This window comes from Providencia sp. Marseille-Q8014 (genome assembly GCF_965112055.1).
Map to the genome: position 1 here is coordinate 469,905 of NZ_CBCOPT010000001.1, position 21,565 is coordinate 491,469.

The following is a 21,565-nucleotide window of genomic DNA, read 5'->3' on the forward strand; positions in this document are numbered from 1 at the left end:
GACAAATGGAGGGAAGTATGGCGCTAAGTAAATGGCATGCCTACAGCCGTTTGATGCGTATTGATAGGCCCATTGGTTCATTACTGTTGTTATGGCCAACCTATTGGGCACTATGGATTGCAGCTCAAAGTATACCCAGTTTACATATTCTGATTGTGTTCACCGCTGGCGTGTTTTTGATGCGGGCAGCAGGGTGTGTGATTAATGACTTTGCTGATCGCCATTTTGACGGACATGTTGAACGCACGAAACATCGCCCATTACCTAGTGGTGATGTGACCGAAAAAGAAGCCAAAATGTTGTTTGCTGGCCTTGTCGGGTTATCGTTCTTGCTCGTTCTGACATTGAATGCCATGACTATTTGGCTTTCTATTGCTGGATTAGCGTTGGCATGGGTTTACCCTTTTGTAAAACGTGTTAGCCATTTACCTCAAGTCGTTTTAGGGGCCGCATTTGGTTGGTCTATTCCGATGGGATTCTCTGCGGTTAGTGAATCATTACCACTGGTTTGCTGGCTGCTGTTTCTTGTCAATATTTTATGGTCGGTGATTTATGACACCCAGTATGCGATGGTGGATCGCAATGACGACTTAAAAATTGGTGTGAAATCGACGGCTATTTTATTTGGTCAGTATGACAAATTGATCATCGGTATCTTACAAGTGGTGATGATTGGCTTGCTGGTGGCGATTGGGCTACTCGCCAATTTAGGTGTCACTTATTATATTTCGTTATTACTGGCTGCGTTATTGTTTGTTTATCAGCAAAAACTGATGGTCAATAGAGAGCGCGCTCCCTGTTTTAAAGCCTTTATGAATAATAATTATGTGGGTTTTATCTTATTTGTCGGGATTTTAGTCAGTTACTGGTAAACCAGTTTTTGATTAGTCAAAGGGGTAATGCGACTTACATTACCCCTCAGATTGCTAATTAAATTAACGATGCTGCTTGGCTACTCCAGTGTTATATAACCCGAACTGCCTTGTAATCTTTTTCCATTTTGAAAATGAAGGGTGGCATAAACAGAAATTATAGCCCCTGTACTACTTCGTGCATTTTTTCCAAACTTTATAGCGCTTCCAGAATCAGTAACAAGTGAATGACTGTTAGTGAGTTCGCCAACTTTAACCTCATCTAAAGGATAATTTTTCTCTGAACCTCCTTTATGCTCTTGAAATACTATTGATTTAAGAGCCCCATAACCAGGGTTCACATAATTTATTTCTATATTGTATCCAGGGCCGGAACGATCCCCTATCTGGTTGCCGTTAAATAGCCGAATTTCCGGTGGTGGTACTGCTTTAATCACATTGAGCGCCTTTGACTGAGCTTGCGCACCGGTATTCGGTATCCCACTGATTGAACGAGGGGTGACGTTAAAAGAAATTTCACACCCGACATCTGCATCTTGTAGGGTATAAGTCTTAGCTGTTGCTAGTGTTTTTTTACTACTGCTACGGGAACAAATCCACTCGAATTGGGTACCGCTGCTTGAGGTATCTTCAAGGTCTTTTGGGGTATCACTATCATGGTAGAGATAAGATCCAGTCAGCAATTGTCCTACTTCTGGTTTGCCATAAATTTTCACTGCGACGGCCTCAGGTGCCAGCCCTTGGGTGATGATAGGGGATGAAGTGAATGCTATGCCAGTTGCTGGTTCCGTGATTGCAGGATCGGTTTGCGGTGTGACCATGATGGTCAGTTTTTTCCCGTTGCCATCTCCGGGCACCAGTCGATAGCTATTTTCTGTGGCCTTTGGAATATCTTTACCATCCAGTTGCCACTGATAAAGTGATGTCACTGGCGTGTCATGATCCTCATCTGTTATCGTTGGAGTGGCCGTGACGGTATCATGGACGGCTGGTGTCATCTGATCAAATGTCACATCACTCACGACGGGTGCGTGCCCTATAACGGGAGCTGTTCTTGTATTAACCTCGCTCACAGAAGCGGACACACTTCCTCCGATGATCAGTCCTATTGCTAGTGTTACCAGACAAATAAGATGGTTGATTTTTGTCCTCTTAGCCATTTCATGAATATCCTCTTCTAGTGTCGTCGTTTGTGATAAAAATGACCGCAACGGGAGCAACCCGCCGCGGCTCATACTGATTATTTGTTAGAGACGATAACTTGAATTTTTCGTTTCTGGTCAGTACCCTTAACGGTGTACTCTTTCGTGGTTGCGCTCGGAATATTACTGTATAAGCCTGAACCCGCCGCATTCTCAATCTGCCACTGGTAAGTCAATTTGCTACTGTCACAAGTGCCATGACAGGTAACATCTGCTGTCAGCTTTTTACCAACCTCTGGTTTTCCTGAAGTGAGACCGGAGATGGTCACGGCTTTCACGACACTACCATTCACTGTTGTAATTCCGCTACCGTCCGGTAGCTTGGTTCCTTTAATATCTAGGTAGGTTTTCGCTCCCACGGGTTTGCTCTCTGCGGGATCGGTAGCATTTGGATCAGTGTGCGCAATTGCTTTGACTGTGATAGTTTTCCCCAGCAACTTATTTGTCAGTATTAGCTTGTCACTGGTCTCGCTTGGAATCGTTGTTCCGTCTGCAAGCCACTCATAGCTAATGGTGACTTTATCGCCATCTGCATCGTCGAACGCAAAGCCTGAAGCCTCCAAAGTGTCATTTTCTCCTAACACATTGTCACCGTTTTTGTCATTGGCTTTGATTTGCCCATCTGTTTTCAGAACTGGCGCATGACCGATAACCGATTTTGTCGCGGGGGAGGTCACCGAGACAGGAGTAGTCGTGAAGGCTGCGAGTACAGGCGTACTGACAGCCATGCTCAGAACTGCACCCGTTATCAGGAGAGCGAGTTTGCCTTTGCCTGCTATTAGGTTTGGTTGCTGATTTTTGTTCATCTGATTGTTACCTCATATTTTTAAATGCCCGATGGGCGTATTTATTGTGCCGTTACTCGCAGTCTGCGCTTTTGCATCTCTGTCGTGACGGTATACGTAATGGCTGTCGCGCCACTTATAGGCTGATACTGTCCTGACCCTTGAGTTGTCTCTACTTCCCACTGCCACGCGGTTGGCAAAATACAGTTATCTTGGCAGTCTGGGGTGGCAGTCAGGACATCACCAACCACAGGATGCCCTGTCATGGCGGTACCGTTTCGAAATATCTGTATCCCCACGGGGGCTGCCATCACTTCTACTGTCGTCGACGCGATACTGATACCATCTACCTGTGGGGTCAGGGTAAGAGTGCCGGGAAGCTTTCCAGCTGTTATGGTGGTGGTGTAAACACCGGGAGCCGTTTCTTTCAATGCCGCCAACTTAATACCACTTTGCGAAGGCGACAGGGATGGCCCATCTTTCTTTGTTTTGAAGGTAAATGGCAACTGAATAGAAGAAGCTAGCCCCGTTACCGGTGCGTTTTGTTCATCTCGCATCGTCAGAGTCAATATTTCGGATTGAGCGATATTCAGTGAATCTGACCCCACTGTTAGACGTGAGTAGCGGTTAGAAAGCCCAGCGTCCACGATGATCGTGACATAGACCGGTTTTGACGCATTTCCCTTTCCATCCCATGCGCTGGCACTCAGGGTATAGGTATTCGTTGACCCCGCTTGCCAAGCTGGTAGGCGTATCTGCCAAGCAGTCAGACTTTTGCCAGCAGACTGCACTTTCCCGCCTTTGGATGAGAATGCGCTAAGCATTCCCCATTCCACGCGTTCAGCGCCGTATTTTGCGTTCAGAATGGCGTTAACTAACTGCTGGCTAGCGCCACGGCCGCGGATGACCTGTGGCAGTATCAGACTGATAAGTTCCTGTTTACGGTATTCGAGCACGATGTTGTTATTGCGCTCTACCAGTGCCATACGGTTGCCTGAGAGCGTGCGTAGATTCGCTACTGCGGCAGATGACACTTGATCTTTCCAAGGCACGCCTAATGAATAGGTCAGTTTTGCTTGCAGCTGAAGTTCATCGCTCCCGTTTCCTTTACGCCAGTCAGCGCCGAGGGTGACCAATGGGAAAGGGGTATAGTTCACTCCCACCGTGATCGCTTTTGGAGTCTGACTACGCGTATCCTTATCTTTCAGCGCCACTTCATCCCCGAAATATTGTTCATATTTCAGTTTGCCGCCAAGCTGTGGATAAGACGGTAACCAGCCACTGGCGGTCATATCAAACCCATTGGCTGGTCGTTCATCATAGTCGTCAAAATCCCGTGACTGATGCCAGTTGCTGAGTCGTAGATAACCATTAGCAGAGAAACGTAGGTAATCGGACGACAACTCTCCCCCGATACCGGCTCGACGGTTATTACCAGTAATATCGATGTCATAAAAGGTGTTTACACCATACATCCATTGGTCATTGAATCGACGAACTCCACCCCCTAAGTTTAGCGTGGTGCGCTCATCAAGGTTTCGCCCACCGAACTGGGTGAAGACGAGCCAATCCGGGTTTTGATACAGGGGGAGCAGCATGTCAGCAGATAGGGTGCTCTGTGACAGTTTGTCTCCCGGCTGCACACCAATCTGTGCAGTGCCATACTGATTCAGCCAGTTTTCTACGGTTGATGAGGCTTTGGTAACGGCCATATTTTTGGCTTGTCTGGAAAGATACTCGTTAGGACTTTGTGTGTTCATAGACTCAAAAAAGTCGGGAGCAGTACGAGACAACCAGTTCTGTATTTCATGATCTTGTTGGTCAGCCTGCTCTTTTGTTGTCGCTTTTTTGTTAGCTGCCTTTATTGCGTGTGTGCTTGGAACATCAATTTCATCTCCTGCCGATAGCTGTTCAAAAGCGCGGGGAAACTGACGCATTTGATTCAGGGTTTTCAGTTCCTCCACAGTCAGATCATACTGATGAGCCACGCTGTAAACGGTCTCTCCTGCTCGCAAATAGTAAGGTTTCACTTCCACCTCACCCACAAAGTCCGTCGCAAATACTGTCGCTGCGGGCATGATGGAGACGGACAGTAAAACGGGAAGTAATAAGTGCCTCTGAGATGATTTGATACTGTGATGGTTAATACCAAAAATCATTGATCTATTCCTTTTATTCCTTCCTTTAGGAAGGTATTTCCATTGCGGATAGCTGGGTAATAAATGCTAATTACCTTACTTAGAGAGATCAGTTATTAGGTTATTTCAACAATAACGATAGCTGAACGCTCCAGAGTGCTAAACACCAATAATAAAGTGCGATAGGCAGATATTGAGTTGTGTATCTATAATTGATTGCTATATAAGTCTGTGCTTTATTTGGTTTGTGGATATTAAAACCTGACTCAATATTGCTGTCTCGTTTTGACGTGTAATGTATATATTCAGGCTAATAATGAGAACGTACTTGTTTGGATTAAATAGGAAGTCAGAAACGGTGGGATGAATTAAGGAAGGGGAATGTATTATCAATTAAGATCACTTTTTTATACTCGTCATATTCCAAGCCGCGTATTATTAGCTATGTTCATTTGCACTAATCAATTCACAACCTCTTAGCCAATGTGTCTTTAGGTGATTGACGTTTTCTTCTATTAATTCAAAATCACGTCGCGATATGTTGAATTCGTTTTCTGTCAGGAATATTGAACCTTAAAATAATAGGGACTCATTCAGAAACGGTAAGAACGCTTATCGTCAGCACCTTCAACAAGTGACATATTCCTATTTAAGTGGGTCTTGATGAAGCGGTATGTGATTTTGGGCTAAGTCGGTATAGCTGACGGGATGGATACAAATAAGGGGGAATGTTAGACGCATTCCCCCTTAGTTTAGGGTTGTAGAGTAAACTAACTAATCTTCTTTTGCGGGGTCTTTCTCAGCAGAACGCTCTTCTGGCTGGCTGACGCTTTCGATAGTTAAACGTATTTCTGGCGACATTAAACGTGAAATAACAGAATACAGTTTTTTCGCGTTGGCCGTAAAAATGTCGTTTTCATCGTTATCGATATAGCCTTCTTCTCGGAGTGTTTCCACTAAAGTTGAAAAGACAGCTTTGTCAAAGAACTCCGGTGCATTAATGCCATGCAGCACAGAAAGTCGCTGAGCAAGCATGCGGCTTTCTTTCTCTAAGGTATTACGGCTAATTTCAGGGCTCGCATTGAGTAGAGAAAGCGTAATCGCATAGCGTTGTAATGTCTCACGGACACCTGCGGCGAGTAGCTGCAACGGTCGAATACGACGAGGATTGAGTACCACGACGCCGTCTTCTTTCACGCATACCAACTGTTGATGGTTGAGTTCATCAATTAAAGTATTAACGACCTCTATCAAAGATTCGTTATCAAAGCGCATAAATAGTTCCGCTTTGAGGAACGGGTAAATTTGCCCAACCTGATAGTGGATATCTTGGCGACTGATGCGCTCATGGTGTAGCACAATACTTGATATCAGTGATGGTAAGACCAAAAGGTGATGGATATTATTGCGATAATAGGTCATTAAAACAGCATTTTCACGAGGCAGAATAATAATATCCCCCATGCTATCTTTTTCGACTTCAAATTTATCCATCTGCAAAGCATGTTCTAACAATTGCTCGGCGGTTTTATTGGGTGTCGTTGTATCCGCAGTATAAGGAACATTACGTAATAATTGCAGGTAACATTCGACTTGCTCAATCAGTTGTTCACGCGTTAGAGAGCGTTGACGTGAAGCCAGTAGTGCCGTTGAACAAAGGTTAATCGCATTGGCAGCCGCTGCGTTATTGATATTCACCATAATATTATCGGCCAAACCACTCACAACAGGGTTTAACCAACTTGGTCTTTGAGGCTCAATAGGATCGATAGAATCACGCCAATGAGGCACATGTTTCGTTAAATACTGTGTTAACGAAATCGGCTGGCCAAAATTAACGTAGCCTTGACCTAAATTACGTAATTTACGCAGGCCTCGTACCATCGAAAAGAAGCCTTCCTTCTCCTTTTCAGCACCTCGTAGCTCTTTTGCATAGGTCCCTACCTCCATGACATGTTCATAACCAATATAAATCGGTACGATAGTAATAGGGCGAGAGTCACCACGTAGCATGGCCTGTAGTGTCATCGACAGTGTGCCTGTTTTGGGTTGCAACAAGCGACCTGTGCGAGAGCGTCCACCTTCAACAAAGTATTCAATGGAATAACCCCGTGCAAACAGCTCACTGAGATATTCACGAAATACGGTCGAATAAAGTTTGTTTCCTTTAAACGTACGGCGTATAAAGAAAGCGCCTAAATGGCGGAAAATTGGACCTGCTGGCCAAAAGTTTAAGTTGATACCTGCCGCGATATGAGGGGGGACCAACCCTTGATGATACAGAACATAAGAAAGCAATAAGTAATCCATATGACTACGATGTGATGGCACATACACAATTTCATGGCCATCTTGCGCTAACTGACGAACGCGTTCCGCATGCTGAACATTGATCCCTTGATATAAACGGTTCCAAGTCCAGCCTAATACTCTATCCGTCAAGCGTATTGCTTCATAAGAGAAGTTAGCCGCAATTTCTTCCATCATATTGACGGCATTTTGCTGTGCTTTCTTCAGTGGAATTTTTTTACTACGTGCTTCATCTTCAACCGCTTTTTCAATCGCTTTTGAGGTTAATAGCTTATTGAAAAGATCTTGGCGGGCAGGCAGTTTCGGACCAACCGCCGCGAGGCGTTGACGTGAATAATGGATACGGGCAACACGTGCTAGTTTATTCGCAATAATCGTATCGGTACCATGCTCTTGCGCCATCACTCCCATGGATACGGTTGGCGAAAAACGGACAAAACTATCTCGCCCAAGCCAAATCACGGCAAAGAATTTTTGGATACCGTTGAGTAAGCGTAAGGGGGGAGCCGGTGTATGGCCTTCTCGTCCAGGTGCACGACCAAACATCACGGATGCAGGTAGCATTTGAATATCGAGATTCGGATTACTACGATGCAAGTCTAGGTATGCATGGAATATTCTTACTGACTCTTTACGTGGGTTTGGTGAGTAGTAGCGAAAGACTCTCGGACCATCATCAATGAAGACATAGGCCGGTAATTTAGTGCCATTAATGTCATTATCGACCAACGGGTCAGGTAGACCGATCGATAAGCATTGGTGACGTAATGTTAAAAGGTCAGACTTGGAATGATAAGGCAACACGTATAACGTGGGCCGGCTGGTGTCCAATTCCAGTTCTGATATCGGGTCTGTTGGAACGAGTTTACTCTTTACCAGTAATTTAAGTGGTAAATTCAACGTGTTGTAATATATTTTACGCCATAGTGACATAAATGATTATAGCCTCTTGTTAACAATGCTTCGCAAGCATACCAGAAATCAACTGGCAAATGATTAACTTTGACCGCAAAAAATGATTATTGTTTGTAATTTTGAGGAATAAATATGGCGAACCAAACTAAGGGATTGACTCGTGTAATAAAGGCTGCGGGGTATTCCCTTAAAGGATTAAAGGCGGCTTGGATTAATGAAGCGGCCTTTCGGCAGGAATCTGTTGCGGCATTGATTGCCGTCATTATCGCGCTGTGGTTGGATGTGAGTTATATCGATCGATTATTGTTGATCAGTTCTGTTGTGCTGGTGGCGATTGTTGAATTACTGAATAGTGCAATTGAAGCGGTGGTTGATCGCGTGGGCAGTGAATATCATGAATTGTCTGGTCGAGCTAAAGATATCGGTTCTGCCGCGGTGTTTGTGACCATTGGACTCGCGTTGGTTATTTGGGCAACCGTTTTATGGCAACACTATTTTGCTGGCTAATGTAGAAATTGTCGCAAATCGATAAATCCTTGATGAGCTTTCAACAAATATGGCACTTCAGTGATTTAAGTGTTTCAAAACTTCATTTACCTGTATATACTCACAGTCTGACTGTATAAACAAACAGGGGAACGAGATGAAAGCACTGACGGCTAGACAACAGCAGGTTTATGATCTGGTGCGCGATCACATTTCTCAGACGGGTATGCCACCTACACGCGCTGAAATAGCAGCAAGCCTTGGTTTTCGTTCGCCTAATGCGGCAGAAGAGCACCTTAAAGCCTTGGCACGTAAAGGGGTCATTGAGATTGTTTCAGGGGCTTCTCGTGGTATCCGTTTACTACTTGAAGAAGAAAATGATGCTGAAGTTCAGGGGCTTCCTTTGATTGGACGTGTTGCTGCTGGCGAACCTCTATTGGCTCAAGAGCACATTGAAAGTCATTATCAAGTGGATCCTGCTCTATTTAAGCCCCATGCTGATTTTTTATTACGTGTTAATGGTATGTCAATGAAGGACATTGGGATTATGGATGGCGACCTTTTAGCTGTGCATAAAACACAAGATGTCCGTAATGGGCAAGTGGTTGTTGCACGTATTGAAGATGAAGTGACTGTGAAACGCTTTAAGCAGCAAGGTAACCGTGTTGAGTTAATCGCTGAAAATGCAGAATTTGCTCCGATTATTGTTGATCTGCGTCAGCAGAATTTTACAATTGAAGGGCTAGCGGTTGGCGTGATCCGTAATGGTGACTGGTGCTAATGTTAGCGCCATAAAATACCCTCAAAAATATTGCTGGCAGATTTACTATGTATCTATTTTAGGAGTCTGCCTGCGATACCTTTCTTTTACTCATTAGTGAGTTTATCTGTGCACCCGACTTATTAAGAGACATAAAATATTACACTCTACTATAGTGTGTTTTGTCTATTTTATTGTCTTAGTGATTACTTTTTCTTTGTCTTAATAGGTTGTTCATGGTCATGATGACAATGCTCATGGTCTTTACAGCTAGCTAACTCACTGCATACTCGGCATAAACCATGGTTCTCAACGACGGTATGACGGAGTTGAAATTGATTTTGATTAGCTAAATCTAAAATAGCAGCTTCTATGGTTCCGCAATCACTTTCTGCTACGCCACCGCAATGATCACAAATCAACATGACTGAGATATGGCTAGGATTGTCAAAGTGATGGCAGATAACATAGCTATTTGTCGATTCGATTTTATGAATAAAGCTCTGTTCCATTAAAAATTCAAGCGCACGATAGACTGTTGGTGGCTTGGCTTGAGGCTCGACTTCACGCAGCAAATCGAGCAGGTCATAAGCACTTATTGCACCGTGTTGTTGCGCTATTAGCCGTAGAACGGTTTCCCGCTGAGGCGTTAGCCTAACACCTCTTGATTGGCAAATTCTTTCGGCCATCACTAGCAGCTTATCCTCACTCATTATTTTCATGGTCGTTGACCCCACAGCAAAAATCCCAATGATAGTGAAGACAAGTTTACCATAACTTTATGATACATAGAGACTGAAATGAGAATGAATAAAAAGTGAGGCTTAGAAAAAAGCGTATTAGGAAAAAATCACAACCATTTAATATTCAAATAAATAAATCACATCTCACAATATACGTTAATATTGTATTTTAAGCATGTTACTAAAAGTGAGTGAAATAGGGTTATAAATGGCACCATTATACTCTGGTGCAATAAGTAATTTATTATCACGATAAAAACAAAACCAATACAAAATAATAACAATTAAAATGTAACTTTAAATTTAAAAAGTAACCTTCAGTAACACATTTCAATTGGGAGTTTTCTTATCTAAATTTTTCCCTATAGATTTTTATTTTGTTTTTATTGCTTTTTTATTTTTTAATTCTTATTTTTTGTTTTTAATCTATTGATGTCATTGTTTTTTGCTGTTACTGCGTGTTTCCTTATAAAAAAACGACTTTCTTTTTAGAAAAAATTATTAAGTTTTTATAAATACAAACTTACATTTTTATATATATTTTTCTAATTATTACTACTTTTAGGAGTTGGTGCTGCCTTTTTTAATGGTTGAAAACTGAAAATAAGAAAATAACAACATAATTGACTGTCCGTGTTTCGTATTCCGGTTAATTTTGACAAAAAATATCGTGTGTGTAGGATTGTCTATAGAAAATATGGGTCATCAAAGTATGGGTAATCCAGTTCTGTTTGAGTTTTGTGGAATATATATTGATTATTTACTTCAACGTTGAAAAAGGTTGGAGAAAAAAGGATTTTACCTCATTAAATATTCCATGTTTAAAGTAACAAATTGAATATTTCAATTTTTTCTTTTTATAAAAATAAATTAAATGAATTAATTTATTTATTTTAAAAAAATCTCTTCCTAAAAGGTTCTAGTGGAATAAGGAAATTTTCACTAATGCTAATTCTAATCGAAAATGAGCTTATGGGTTCATTTCTTTAGAGTTTATCGGGATAGAGAATGCTACTTCCTACATATCTAAAGGAAATCTTTATGAAATTTAATAAATTAGCGGTAAGTTTGGCATTAGGTTTAACTATGGGTGTTTCTATGACTGCGATGGCAGATGATCCTGCTCCAGTTGAAAGCTCACAAGGTAAAATTCAATTCACTGGTTTCATCAATGATGTACCTTGTTCAATTGATGATGATAACCTGAATCAAACTGTTCGTTTTGGTGAAATCGCATTGCACGAATTAACATCTGGTAAGTTCCGTTCAGATAGCCGTCCATTTGATATCGTGCTGAAAAATTGCTCAACTGAAACGTACAAAAACGCAAAAATCACCTTTACGGGTGGAACAATTTCTGGTTTCACAGGCTTTACCGGTGAATTACTTGGTTTAGGTAAAGTACAGAACGCGGGTATTGTTATCACTGATGGTGGAAGCAAAATCGTTGAGTTCGGTAAACCATTCCCAGGTACTGGTAATGGCTATGACCTAAATAACGGTGATGGTTCAGAAACAACTCTGCATTTCGAAGCTTATGTGAAAGGTAACGAAGATCCTAATAACAAAGCAACAACAGGTCGTTTCGATACTGTTGCTAACTTCAAAATCATTTATCAATAAGACTTAATGTGTCCAACATATGGCGTATTTGCGCCATATGTTGATGACCTTATTTTATCTATTCTTATTAGTGGGTTAGTTAAATGAAAAGCATGAAATTAAATGTAATAACAAAAATAATGCTTTTGATGCTAATTCCAACGATAGTTTGGTCTGAAGAGGCTATCGACTTTAATACGGATTTTCTAGATGGTGAGGGAACTGAAAATATAGATTTCAGTAAGTTTTCTCATGCCAATTATGTTCCCCCTGGTGATTATTCTTTAGATCTTGAAGTTAATAACACGAAAATAATTGCTGAACAGCCAGTCATTTTTTTTAATCCTAATTACGATAAGAAAGTCTCTTTGGCTTGTATTACGCCAGAAATATATCCACTGCTAGGATTGAAAGAGGAGTGGGAAAATAAAATTCAATGGCTGAAAGATGGGCAATGTTTAGATATTCGTAGCATCCCTGAAATGAGTTTTCAGGGGGATTTAGCTAAAAACACGTTAAAAATTAAAATACCGCAAGCATATATGGAGTACCAAGATGCAAGCTGGGATCCCCCTACACGTTGGGATGATGGTATTTTAGGCGCTTTTCTTGACTATAACGCAACAGGCCGTTTGGTCAAAGAGCAAAAAGGCAATGGGAAGGGAACGCAAACAGGTATCACTGCAACAGGGACTATGGGCGCCAATATCGGCCCATGGCGTTTCAGAGCGGATTGGCAATCACAAAACGGAGAGCTCAATAAACGTAGCCAATCATGGGCTTGGAACCAACTCTATGCTTACCGTGCAATTCGTTCACTCAGTGCTCGTTTAACTCTCGGTGAACAATATCTATCCTCAACCTTGTTTGATAGTTTTCGCTATCTCGGGGTGAGTTTAGAAACGGATGAATCAATGTTCCCGCCTCGCTTACAGGGTTATGCACCTGAAATAGCAGGGGTAGCAAAAACTAACGCCACCGTTATCGTTAAACAAGATGGCCGTATTATTTATCAAACAGAAGTGAGTCCTGGGCCATTCCGTATCCAAGACGTTAACTCGTTTGGTGGCGGTACCATGGATGTGACTATTCAAGAGCAGGATGGAAGTGTCACGAGCTATAAAGTGGAAACATCAAAACTGGGGACTTTGACTCGCCCAGGACAACTTATTTATCAATTCGTCTTGGGAAAACCGACCAAAGACGAACATAATACGCAAGGCCCTGAGTTTAGTTTAGGTTCGTTATCTTGGGGGGCGACAAATAATACAACAATTTATGGTGGCTTATTAGCTTCTTCAGAATATCAAAACGTAGCGATTGGTTTTGGTCGTGACTTTGCGCCGTTTGGTGTGTTATCGGGGAACATCAATATCTCTCGGGCGCAAATGGGCAATATTGATAATAATCGTACGTTAAGTGGTAACTCTTATAACATTACCTACTCCAAACAGTTCGATGAAATTAATAGCCAAATTACGTTTGCTGGTTACCGCTTTTCTGAAAGAAACTATATGAGCATGCCTCAGTTTATTGATCGTCGTTATAACGGCGATACGATAGATAGCGGTAAAGAGTTGTATACCATTATTTTTGGTACAGCGCTTCCTGACTATAACACGAACCTGTATTTAAACTATTCACACCAAACTTATTGGAACCGTCCTTCATCGAATCAATATAATATGACGGTATCTAATTATTTCGATATTGGTAAGATGAAAAACGTCAGTTTAAGTTTGACTGCTTATCGAACTAAAAGCCGTGAAACGACTGATGATGGTGTGTACGTTAACTTAAATATTCCATTAGAAAATAACGATTCGAGTATCAGTTATTCTGGCTCTTATTCCAGAGGTACGCACAGTAATAATGTTAACTACTTTAGTCGAATTGATAACAGGCAAAGTTATAACATTTCCGCGGGAACATGGGATAAAGATAAGCTCACCACTTCAGGTATGTATACTTACGAAGGGGATGCGACGCAATTAAATGCGAGTGGTACTTATATTCAAGATGAACAAAGTGCACTATCTATGCAAATTAAGGGAGGGATGACAATCACTCCTGAAGGTGGAGCATTGCATAGAAACAACTCAGTAAGTGGTGGTTCACGTATTTTAATTGATACCAATGGGATTGAAGGTGTTCCAATACATAATTCTGTTACGCCGGTAAGAACAAATAAATACGGTAAAGCCGTTATTACCAGTGTGATGGATTATAACCGTAACAACCTAAAAATTGATTTAGATAAATTGCCTGATAATGCAGAAGCGGTGCAGTCAACTCAGTATGCAACATTAACGGAAGGCGCAATTGGTTACCGAAAATTTAATGTGATAGAAGGTCAAAAAATATTAGCGACCATTACATTAGCTGATAATAGTTACCCTCCTTTTGGGGCATCGGTAACCAACAAATCCAATAAGGAAGTTGGGATTGTATCTGATAAAGGGTTTGTATACTTAGCGGGCATTAATCCTCTTGAGTCACTTGACGTTCTTTGGGGAGACGATACTCGCTGCCATATTCAATTACCCGAAAAAATAGATGGAACCATGGCAAATGTTATGTTGTTGCCATGTAAATAATGAAAAATAGATTTTACGGTCAATGGTGAAAATATGTATTTATCAAAAATTATACCGATATTAACTGCAATAAGTGCGTCATTATTTGTACAATCTGCTTATTCAGCAATTGCATTGGATAGAACTCGTGTTATCTATAATGAGGGAGAAAAATCTGTCAGCATTGTTTTAACAAATGAAAATAAAAATAACCCTTATTTAGCACAAGCATGGATTGAGAATGAAAAAGACGAGAAGGTGAATTCTCCTTTCATTGTGACACCTCCTGTACATCGTATTGAAGCCGATGCGAAAAGTCAGATTAAAGTACAATCGGTACCCGCTATTTCACAGTTGCCCCAAGACCGTGAAAGTGTCTATTACTTGAACGTTAGAGAAATTCCTCCCCGTAGCGATAAACCTAATGTTTTGCAAATTGCCTTACAAACAAAAATTAAACTTTTTTATCGTCCGAAAGACATTGTTAAAAAAGAAAGAATGGAAATTATTCCTCAAGAGAATGAGATAAAAATTGTTAAGCAAGGCCAAAACTATGTAGTGAAAAACCCTTCTCCATTCTTTATGTCTATTACCCGATTGAAAAAAGGGAATAGCGACGTTGATAAATTTGAACCGATTATGGTTCCCCCTAAGGGAGAAATGGCATTAGGCAGTAGCGCTGGCGATATTGGGATGTCCCCGACCCTGGTTTATCTTAATGACTTTGGTGGCACCGTTGATTTGAAATTTACTTGTAATGCTAGTCAATGCTCTGTGGTACCTAGAAAATAAGGTTATAACATGATGATGTCTATTAAATATTTTACACGGTTATTACTGCTAGGGCTTATTTTCCATACGCCTTATACCTTAGGTTTTTCAGGGTATTTATTTGTGGAAGTGAGAGGTGAAGTTTTAGCAAAACCCTGTTCAATTAATAATGGACGCGCCATTGAGGTTGACTTTGGTGATGTTATGACGACACGTATCGAAGGCGACCTCTATAAGCAACCTTTAGAGTATGAAGTGAGTTGTGTTGGTGGTGGAAAGCCGAATTTAACGTTGTTTGTTGATGGTACCCCTTCCACTTTTGACCAACGTTCTTTAAAGACAGATGTTGATGGTTTAGCGGTGCTGTTTAAAGCGGGTACGGAAGACTTACCTATTAAGAAAAAACGCCCTTTTAATTTAGATACTCCGCCTAAATTATTTGCTGTTTTGGTAAAACAAAGTGGTGTTAATTTGCCTGCACGTAAATTTACAGCCAATGCAACGCTTAAAGTTGAATACCAATAAGGGCGAAATATATGCAAAAGGTAAAAGAATTAGTGTATGCCGTACTCTGCCTATTCATTGTGTCTCACCATGCGACCGCAAAAGATGGCGAAGCAGATATACGCATTAAAGGTAATTTGATCACACCTCCACCCTGCAAGATTGATAACGGTAAAGAAATCGAAGTTGATTTTGGTAATGTGCCCGTTAAGTCGATTCAAGGAAAAGAGCAAAAACGACAGGTTAATTACCAAATTGAGTGTGGTGAAAACAAAAATAACTGGGCAATGTACTTAACGCTTAATGGCGTGAAAAGTAAGTTCGATATTAATGGATTAAATACTGGTATTGATAATTTAGCAGTGAAATTTCAATTAGCAGATCAAGAATTGGAACTCGGTAAAAAATATTTAATTAATCCTAGCTCACCAGGGGTATTGTGGGCGGTGTTAATTCGTAATGGAAACAATGAACTTGCTACAGGTAACTTTATTGCTAATGGTTCATTAGTTGTGGAGTATCAGTAATGTTGAAAAAATGGCTAGCTTATACCTGTATTATCTTCATGAGTAGTTGGTCCGCATTTTCTCTGGCGAATGATCTTAAAGTAAAAGGCACTTTAGTGAATGCTCCTTGTACTATCGCCCCTGAAGATAAGAATGTTGAAATTAATTTTGGTGATATCAGGCTATTAGATATCTATGAGCGTGGTTTTGAGTTCTCCAAGAAAGAGTTAATACTGGTTATTTCTGAATGTGATTTAAGTATTGCGCAAAAATTAAAAGTTAAATTTATTGGTACTCCACATCACCAGTTAGCAGGTTTTTTATCACTTGATGGTAATGATACAAATCCTGGCTTAGGCATTGGCTTTGAGACGGTTGATGGAAAACCTGTATTACTTAATGAAAATACTGATTTAATACTAATTGAAAAAAATGGCCGCAATGAGTTGAAATTCAATACCTTTTTAAAGGCAAGCCAAGACGCCATCAACAATAAATCAATTAAACCTGGTCGTTTTTCGGCCGCTGCAACATTTTTAATACAATACGAATAGGCAGATAAACCATTTTACATCCTAAGTCATGCCTTATTTTTATCACTAACTTGTTTTATGGGAAGAGAGTTATGTTCAAGATAATTGCTAATTTTGGAGTCGGGCTATTACTAGCACTTTCTTCTTCAGCAATGGTTTATGCATCAACTTATTTTTCGTATGTAGAAGAGGTTGAAAGTCATAGTAAAACCGAAAATACCTACCATTATGTGATTGAAAATTGGAAGGTAAGTTCTCCTTATGAGCCTAATCCGTGCAAAACGATATTAGGTAGCAATGCGAGAGGGTGTTATTTCTCGATTAACCACTTACATGCAGCCCCTTCAAAAGGGGGAACGGCGAGTCGTATTGACTGGTCTTGCTCAATAAATTTTATTAACTATACCTCGATGGCCGCAATTATTAGGGATGCCCAATCTCAATGTGGTTTAGCATTTCCAAAAAGTGGTAAAACTCGCCATAGTGGGCCCATAACAACAGAAGAGTGTGTCGGTATATTTGTTGCGACAACAGACAAAAAAGGCGGAGCAACGATGCTACCTGGTGGTGTCTGTGGGATTGTACCGCCACCAGCAGGAAAATGCGCATTTAAATATATCAATAATCAACAGTTAGTCTTAGATCACGGGGCATTAAATCCGGATGAGCTGAATGGTAATCAAAAAAATAGTTGGTTTTCGGTAATGTGCAACAAAGATATGGCGATTAAAATTATGTCTAACATGGACGGCGACTACGTTAATTTACGTCCCGATGGTTCATTAAAATCGCATATTACCTTAAATGGCTCACCAGCATCAGCTGGAGTGGTTTATAACATGCAGGCCAATATGGAAACGCCTGTCTTTACTGAGTCAACATTAATCACTCATGGCGAAGTCAAACCGGGCAAATTCAGCGGGCGCATTACATTAGTTATGGTTGTACCATAATCATTTGTGGCTATTGTCTATTTCCCTATTATTGAAATGCTTCAATTCAGTGTTCTCTAAGCGTTCACGAAACATTCTCTGAGGGAAATGATTGAAATGTTAGCGTGTTTGGTTTTGGTTATCATCTTGTAGCCAAAACCAAGCTGCTTTTCTTATTTAGCTTAATGAGTTTGAACAATCGGTATTTAAAATTGACAGCGAAATATGCGATTAACTCGTTCCATAAAGTTATTTTATGGTGATGTATTGGGTTTGACATCATTCTTTGATTATTTTACAACAACCGAGTAAAGCAATAACGACCCATGCATTACCCTTACTTACATGAGTTTGTTTCAGTCATCTTTAGCTTATTTTTATGATTGCGCATACGACTTTTTCTCATCTTGCTATTTTCCTCTGAGACTCTTCTCATCTTTTACATCATTTATTTCTGTACCACCACCATACATTATTCTTCAATCCCCTCCACTGTTGTCATCCTTTTAACAATCTATATCTTCGAGTGCGTGCCTGAATCCGTTAGTTTTAAAATAGTAACGGGTATGAGCTTCCGTAAAACCACATTTTTATCACCCACTCTGTCATTTGAGAGGGTGAAAATCTCATTATCGCTGTTTCATTTTAGCTCGTGATCTAATACGAGAAAAACACTTGTATTAGCTTAAATGCAAAGTATTCATTGGGTATTAGGCTTTATACATGGCCATTTATATCGTGATAATAAGCTAATGAAATGGAATATAATAAAATATGAATATTGGGTGATTGAGCGTTATTCCTTACCACGTGTTGTTTTTCTGACGCGTATATTGAGAATTTGAAAATCGAAAGAGTGTGAATAAAGTAAGTTTTGTGGTGTGAATGTTAATTAACCTATTGATTTATTAATGATAAAGTTAAGCCTCTATATTATATGTAATCTGATATACATCAACTTATGCTATAAAAAATAAATAAATGTTATGTTTTAGGTTAAATGTTAATTAAGAGTTTTCTGACCTAAGTTTTTTCGTATAGTTTTATATTCTAAAATTTAAGTGTTTTTATCGCCTCAAATTCTTTTTGTGGCCTACATTTTGGTTTTTTTTAATGAGAATGTCGTTGTATATAGTTTTATTTATAATGAAATAACTTTAAATAAATTGACATAGATCAAAACATTTATAAATTTTTTTATTCTATAAAGATAAATTGCTCTAATTATTTTTGCATAAAAAAAATATCTTTAGCTTTGGTTGGATGAAAATTTTGTTTGTTGTCTTGTTTTTGTTTTTAAATTCTAATTGTAATTCTTTATTTGTGTTTTTTTGACAAGGAATATTGATTGAGTAATATTGAAATCAGTCGGGGAGATATTTGAAGGTTTCCTCATATTTAAAATGGTTATTATATTACGACGCTGGGCTATAAAACTAGGAAAGAAGATTCTAGGAAGATTTAATACTTATAGATTCTAGTGCATTGACATATAAAAGGTATTCCTAACATGAGCTGTCTTTCCGTTATTGGGATTTATCTTTGCCAGAAAAGTAGTTAATGAGTTAACTAATTATGTTAGCTAGAAAGTCGATATACTATTCATAGAATAGTTATGCTATTCATGTATAGAAATAGTACTTTTAGCTATCTCAATTTTAGATAAACCTTATCGGTTTATTGATATATCCCTTAAAAGATAGATGCATATATAAGATGTCATGATTGCTTACAGCATACTTATCAATGCATAAAGGGAAATGTTAGTGTCTTTTTTTATAATCAGATTCTCTTAGTAATTTGATTTTCAAAAAAGGGATTAAAAGGATTTTTTACCCCAAAACGTTAGCTTTTAGGCTAACGAACGTTTATTCAAATTTATATTCAACATTATTAGGAAAGGATCTACAAGGATGTAATGAATTTAAATTTGAACATTGACAACAATGTGTCTTTCACTACTACATGATATAAATACAGAGGTATTTAAAATGTTATTCAACAAAAAATTAGCAGTTCTAGCAGTATTAGCAAGTTCAATGGTAGCTGGTTCTGCACTCGCAGATGATGGTAAAAAAGGAACTGAAGTAACGTTTAAAGCACAACTGCGTGCGGCTTCTTGTGACGTAACTTCTACAACTAAAGGCTCAGTAATTGACTGGGGTGTTTTTACAGTTGATCAAGCTGCTGGTAAAGGCGTTAAAGATACTTTAGGTGATGTTAAAGAGTTTAACTTAGTTCTGACTAACTGTTCAAAAGATGGTTCTGACACCACTATGAGCGTTTATGCTCAAGGTCAAGAAGCAACAGGTTTCCCTGAGCTATTTGCTAACAAAGATGCTAAATCTTTAGCCGTTAAATTAGAATCAGGCGCTACTCCAATTCTGCCAAATACGGATTCAGCGGTAACTTTAGCTGAAGGCGTAAAAGCTAACGACGGTGCAACTATTCCAATGAAAGCTTCTCTGCTGTTAACTAAAGCAGATGGCGTTGCTCCAGACGTTTTACAAGTTCCAGTTACTTTCACTGTATCTTATAACTAATAAATTTAGTTAATTGTTAAAGAGGCTTATTTTAAGCCTCTTATTAAGATTTTTATATATGAGATAAGATAATGCAAACAATAGAAACTAAAAAAAATAGACTAAGTAAAGTAGGTGGTTTTAAGCAAAATCTTTTAATTCTACTGTTTTCATTAACTTCTATTTCAGCTTATTCCGCAGGTGGTGGTGTTGGATTAAACTCGACACGCATTATTTATAATCAAGGTGAGAAGAGTGCTTCTATTGGTGCTAGAAATAATACTGACATTAATTACTTAGCAAAATTTATGGTGAATAAATCACCTGATGGTTTAAAGGGAGATGCACCATTTACGGTGACTCCTCCATTGGTTAAGGTTGATAGCGGTAAAACTCAAGAAGTTAAAATTTATGGGCAAACACATAATTTGCCAACGGATAGAGAATCAATTTTTTATTTTAGCGCAACGATGATCCCAGCGACTAATGGGCCAGTGAATGGTGCAGCGCTCAATATTGGCTATAACAATGTCATTAAATTGTTTTATCGTCCTGGAAAATTACCGGTTTCTCCGAAAGAAGCACATGAACAATTAAAGATAGAGTCTAGCGCTACAGGAATAACAGTAGTGAATAACTCCCCTTATTACATCTCATTGAGTAATTTAAGCGTGAACGGTGTTAAGGTTGATATGAGTATGAAAAAACGTAATACCATGATTTCACCTTATGATTCATTTAGTTATATCACTCCTGCGAATGGTCGTAAAGGCGTTGCAAAATGGACTGTTATTAATGATTTGGGAGGTGAAGATGTTTATCACGGACAAGTTCACTAAATCATTAATAAGTGTAGGGAGTACGCTGTTATTTGCCATGCTGACCTTTGGTTATACGATTCAGAGTGTTCAAGCCGTTGAAATGAAGGTTATTGGTAAGGTGATTAAAGGTACTTGCGTTGTTGACGTCGATAGTATGGAAGTTAAATTTAATCAACCTATTTTTATTCCTGAAGTAAAAGAAGATATTAACGATAAAACTTTTTTAAAGCCATTTTCGTTAAAATATAACTGTTCTGGGTTTGATTTATCAACAGGAACAGCTCCATATTTAATGAAAATTACAGCGAGTACGGGAACTTCAATAGATACAAGTAACAAAATTTACCCAACAACAAACAATACAAAAGCCGCTTTTGTATTGAAAAAATGTGATGATAGCAAGGCGAATTGTAATATTGTCGATATTAATGGTGGTGGGGTTGTTCCTTTTCAAGTTACGGAAAATGCAAGTTTAGAAAGTCATTTTGAAGTTAGTGTTGTTCAACTCGGAGCCAGTAAGCCAACGCCTGGAGAATTAGTTGCTGCGGTTGATATTACATTGCTTCAACCATAATAAAAAGGAATAA

At 39.4% G+C, this 21,565-nt stretch carries 18 protein-coding genes; 13 read left to right on the plus strand and 5 right to left on the minus strand.

Annotated features, from left to right (window positions below; translation table 11 throughout):
• Window positions 1-17: 17 nt before the first annotated feature.
• A complete protein-coding gene (gene ubiA, locus ACWPW6_RS02015; RefSeq protein ID WP_167520930.1) occupies window positions 18-872 on the plus strand; it encodes a 4-hydroxybenzoate octaprenyltransferase in 855 nt (284 codons plus the stop codon).
• 80 nt (window positions 873-952) lie between these two features.
• Here ubiA and ACWPW6_RS02020 read toward each other — a convergent pair whose 3' ends face one another.
• The 4 genes from ACWPW6_RS02020 to plsB all read right to left on the minus strand — a co-directional run bounded on the left by ACWPW6_RS02020 (window position 953) and on the right by plsB (window position 8,240).
• Window positions 953-2,032 carry a hypothetical protein gene (locus tag ACWPW6_RS02020; RefSeq protein ID WP_249999727.1) on the minus strand — a complete coding sequence of 360 codons (1,080 nt, stop codon included), beginning with the start codon at window positions 2,030-2,032 and terminating at the stop codon, window positions 953-955.
• 80 nt (window positions 2,033-2,112) lie between these two features.
• The gene (locus ACWPW6_RS02025; RefSeq protein WP_249999729.1) at window positions 2,113-2,880 is read right to left on the minus strand and encodes a ZirU family protein; all 768 of its coding nucleotides are present in this window, start codon (window positions 2,878-2,880) and stop codon (window positions 2,113-2,115) included.
• 41 nt (window positions 2,881-2,921) lie between these two features.
• Window positions 2,922-5,018: an inverse autotransporter beta domain-containing protein gene (locus tag ACWPW6_RS02030; RefSeq protein ID WP_249999731.1), complete on the minus strand. Its 2,097-nt coding sequence runs from the start codon at window positions 5,016-5,018 to the stop codon at window positions 2,922-2,924.
• Window positions 5,019-5,771: 753 nt separating this feature from the next.
• Window positions 5,772-8,240 (minus strand): glycerol-3-phosphate 1-O-acyltransferase PlsB, encoded by a 2,469-nt coding sequence (plsB, locus tag ACWPW6_RS02035; RefSeq protein ID WP_454209255.1) that lies wholly within the window; start codon window positions 8,238-8,240, stop codon window positions 5,772-5,774.
• Between the two features lie 114 nt (window positions 8,241-8,354).
• Here plsB and ACWPW6_RS02040 point away from each other — a divergent pair, with 114 nt between their 5' ends.
• On the plus strand, window positions 8,355-8,729 hold the full coding sequence (locus tag ACWPW6_RS02040) for a diacylglycerol kinase (RefSeq protein ID WP_154623871.1): 375 nt from the start codon (window positions 8,355-8,357) through the stop codon (window positions 8,727-8,729).
• Window positions 8,730-8,865: 136 nt separating this feature from the next.
• Window positions 8,866-9,489: a transcriptional repressor LexA gene (gene lexA, locus ACWPW6_RS02045; RefSeq protein WP_154623870.1), complete on the plus strand. Its 624-nt coding sequence runs from the start codon at window positions 8,866-8,868 to the stop codon at window positions 9,487-9,489.
• Window positions 9,490-9,674: 185 nt separating this feature from the next.
• Here lexA and zur read toward each other — a convergent pair whose 3' ends face one another.
• Window positions 9,675-10,190 (minus strand): zinc uptake transcriptional repressor Zur, encoded by a 516-nt coding sequence (zur, locus tag ACWPW6_RS02050; protein WP_154623869.1) that lies wholly within the window; start codon window positions 10,188-10,190, stop codon window positions 9,675-9,677.
• Window positions 10,191-11,252: 1,062 nt separating this feature from the next.
• Here zur and ACWPW6_RS02055 point away from each other — a divergent pair.
• The 10 genes from ACWPW6_RS02055 to ACWPW6_RS02100 all read left to right on the plus strand — a co-directional run bounded on the left by ACWPW6_RS02055 (window position 11,253) and on the right by ACWPW6_RS02100 (window position 21,552).
• Entirely contained in the window at window positions 11,253-11,834 is a 582-nt protein-coding gene (locus ACWPW6_RS02055) for a fimbrial protein (protein WP_154623775.1), read from the plus strand.
• An 83-nt stretch (window positions 11,835-11,917) separates the two neighbouring features.
• Window positions 11,918-14,410: a fimbria/pilus outer membrane usher protein gene (locus tag ACWPW6_RS02060; RefSeq protein WP_163860578.1), complete on the plus strand. Its 2,493-nt coding sequence runs from the start codon at window positions 11,918-11,920 to the stop codon at window positions 14,408-14,410.
• A 33-nt stretch (window positions 14,411-14,443) separates the two neighbouring features.
• Window positions 14,444-15,181 carry a fimbria/pilus periplasmic chaperone gene (locus ACWPW6_RS02065; RefSeq protein ID WP_154623777.1) on the plus strand — a complete coding sequence of 246 codons (738 nt, stop codon included), beginning with the start codon at window positions 14,444-14,446 and terminating at the stop codon, window positions 15,179-15,181.
• Between the two features lie 9 nt (window positions 15,182-15,190).
• Window positions 15,191-15,685 carry a fimbrial protein gene (locus ACWPW6_RS02070; protein ID WP_230085856.1) on the plus strand — a complete coding sequence of 165 codons (495 nt, stop codon included), beginning with the start codon at window positions 15,191-15,193 and terminating at the stop codon, window positions 15,683-15,685.
• Between the two features lie 11 nt (window positions 15,686-15,696).
• Window positions 15,697-16,191: a fimbrial protein gene (locus ACWPW6_RS02075; protein ID WP_154623778.1), complete on the plus strand. Its 495-nt coding sequence runs from the start codon at window positions 15,697-15,699 to the stop codon at window positions 16,189-16,191.
• Window positions 16,191-16,724: a fimbrial protein gene (locus ACWPW6_RS02080; protein WP_154623779.1), complete on the plus strand. Its 534-nt coding sequence runs from the start codon at window positions 16,191-16,193 to the stop codon at window positions 16,722-16,724. The genes ACWPW6_RS02075 and ACWPW6_RS02080 overlap by 1 nt, the downstream gene beginning before the upstream one ends.
• A gap of 71 nt (window positions 16,725-16,795) precedes the next feature.
• Window positions 16,796-17,656, plus strand: coding sequence for an MrpH family fimbial adhesin (locus ACWPW6_RS02085; protein WP_163860581.1), 861 nt, complete (start codon window positions 16,796-16,798; stop codon window positions 17,654-17,656).
• Between the two features lie 1,970 nt (window positions 17,657-19,626).
• Window positions 19,627-20,178 (plus strand): fimbrial protein, encoded by a 552-nt coding sequence (locus ACWPW6_RS02090; RefSeq protein ID WP_163860582.1) that lies wholly within the window; start codon window positions 19,627-19,629, stop codon window positions 20,176-20,178.
• 71 nt (window positions 20,179-20,249) lie between these two features.
• Window positions 20,250-20,996, plus strand: coding sequence for a fimbrial biogenesis chaperone (locus ACWPW6_RS02095; RefSeq protein ID WP_163860583.1), 747 nt, complete (start codon window positions 20,250-20,252; stop codon window positions 20,994-20,996).
• The gene (locus tag ACWPW6_RS02100; RefSeq protein WP_163860584.1) at window positions 20,971-21,552 is read left to right on the plus strand and encodes a fimbrial protein; all 582 of its coding nucleotides are present in this window, start codon (window positions 20,971-20,973) and stop codon (window positions 21,550-21,552) included. The genes ACWPW6_RS02095 and ACWPW6_RS02100 overlap by 26 nt, the downstream gene beginning before the upstream one ends.
• Window positions 21,553-21,565 lie beyond the last annotated feature (13 nt).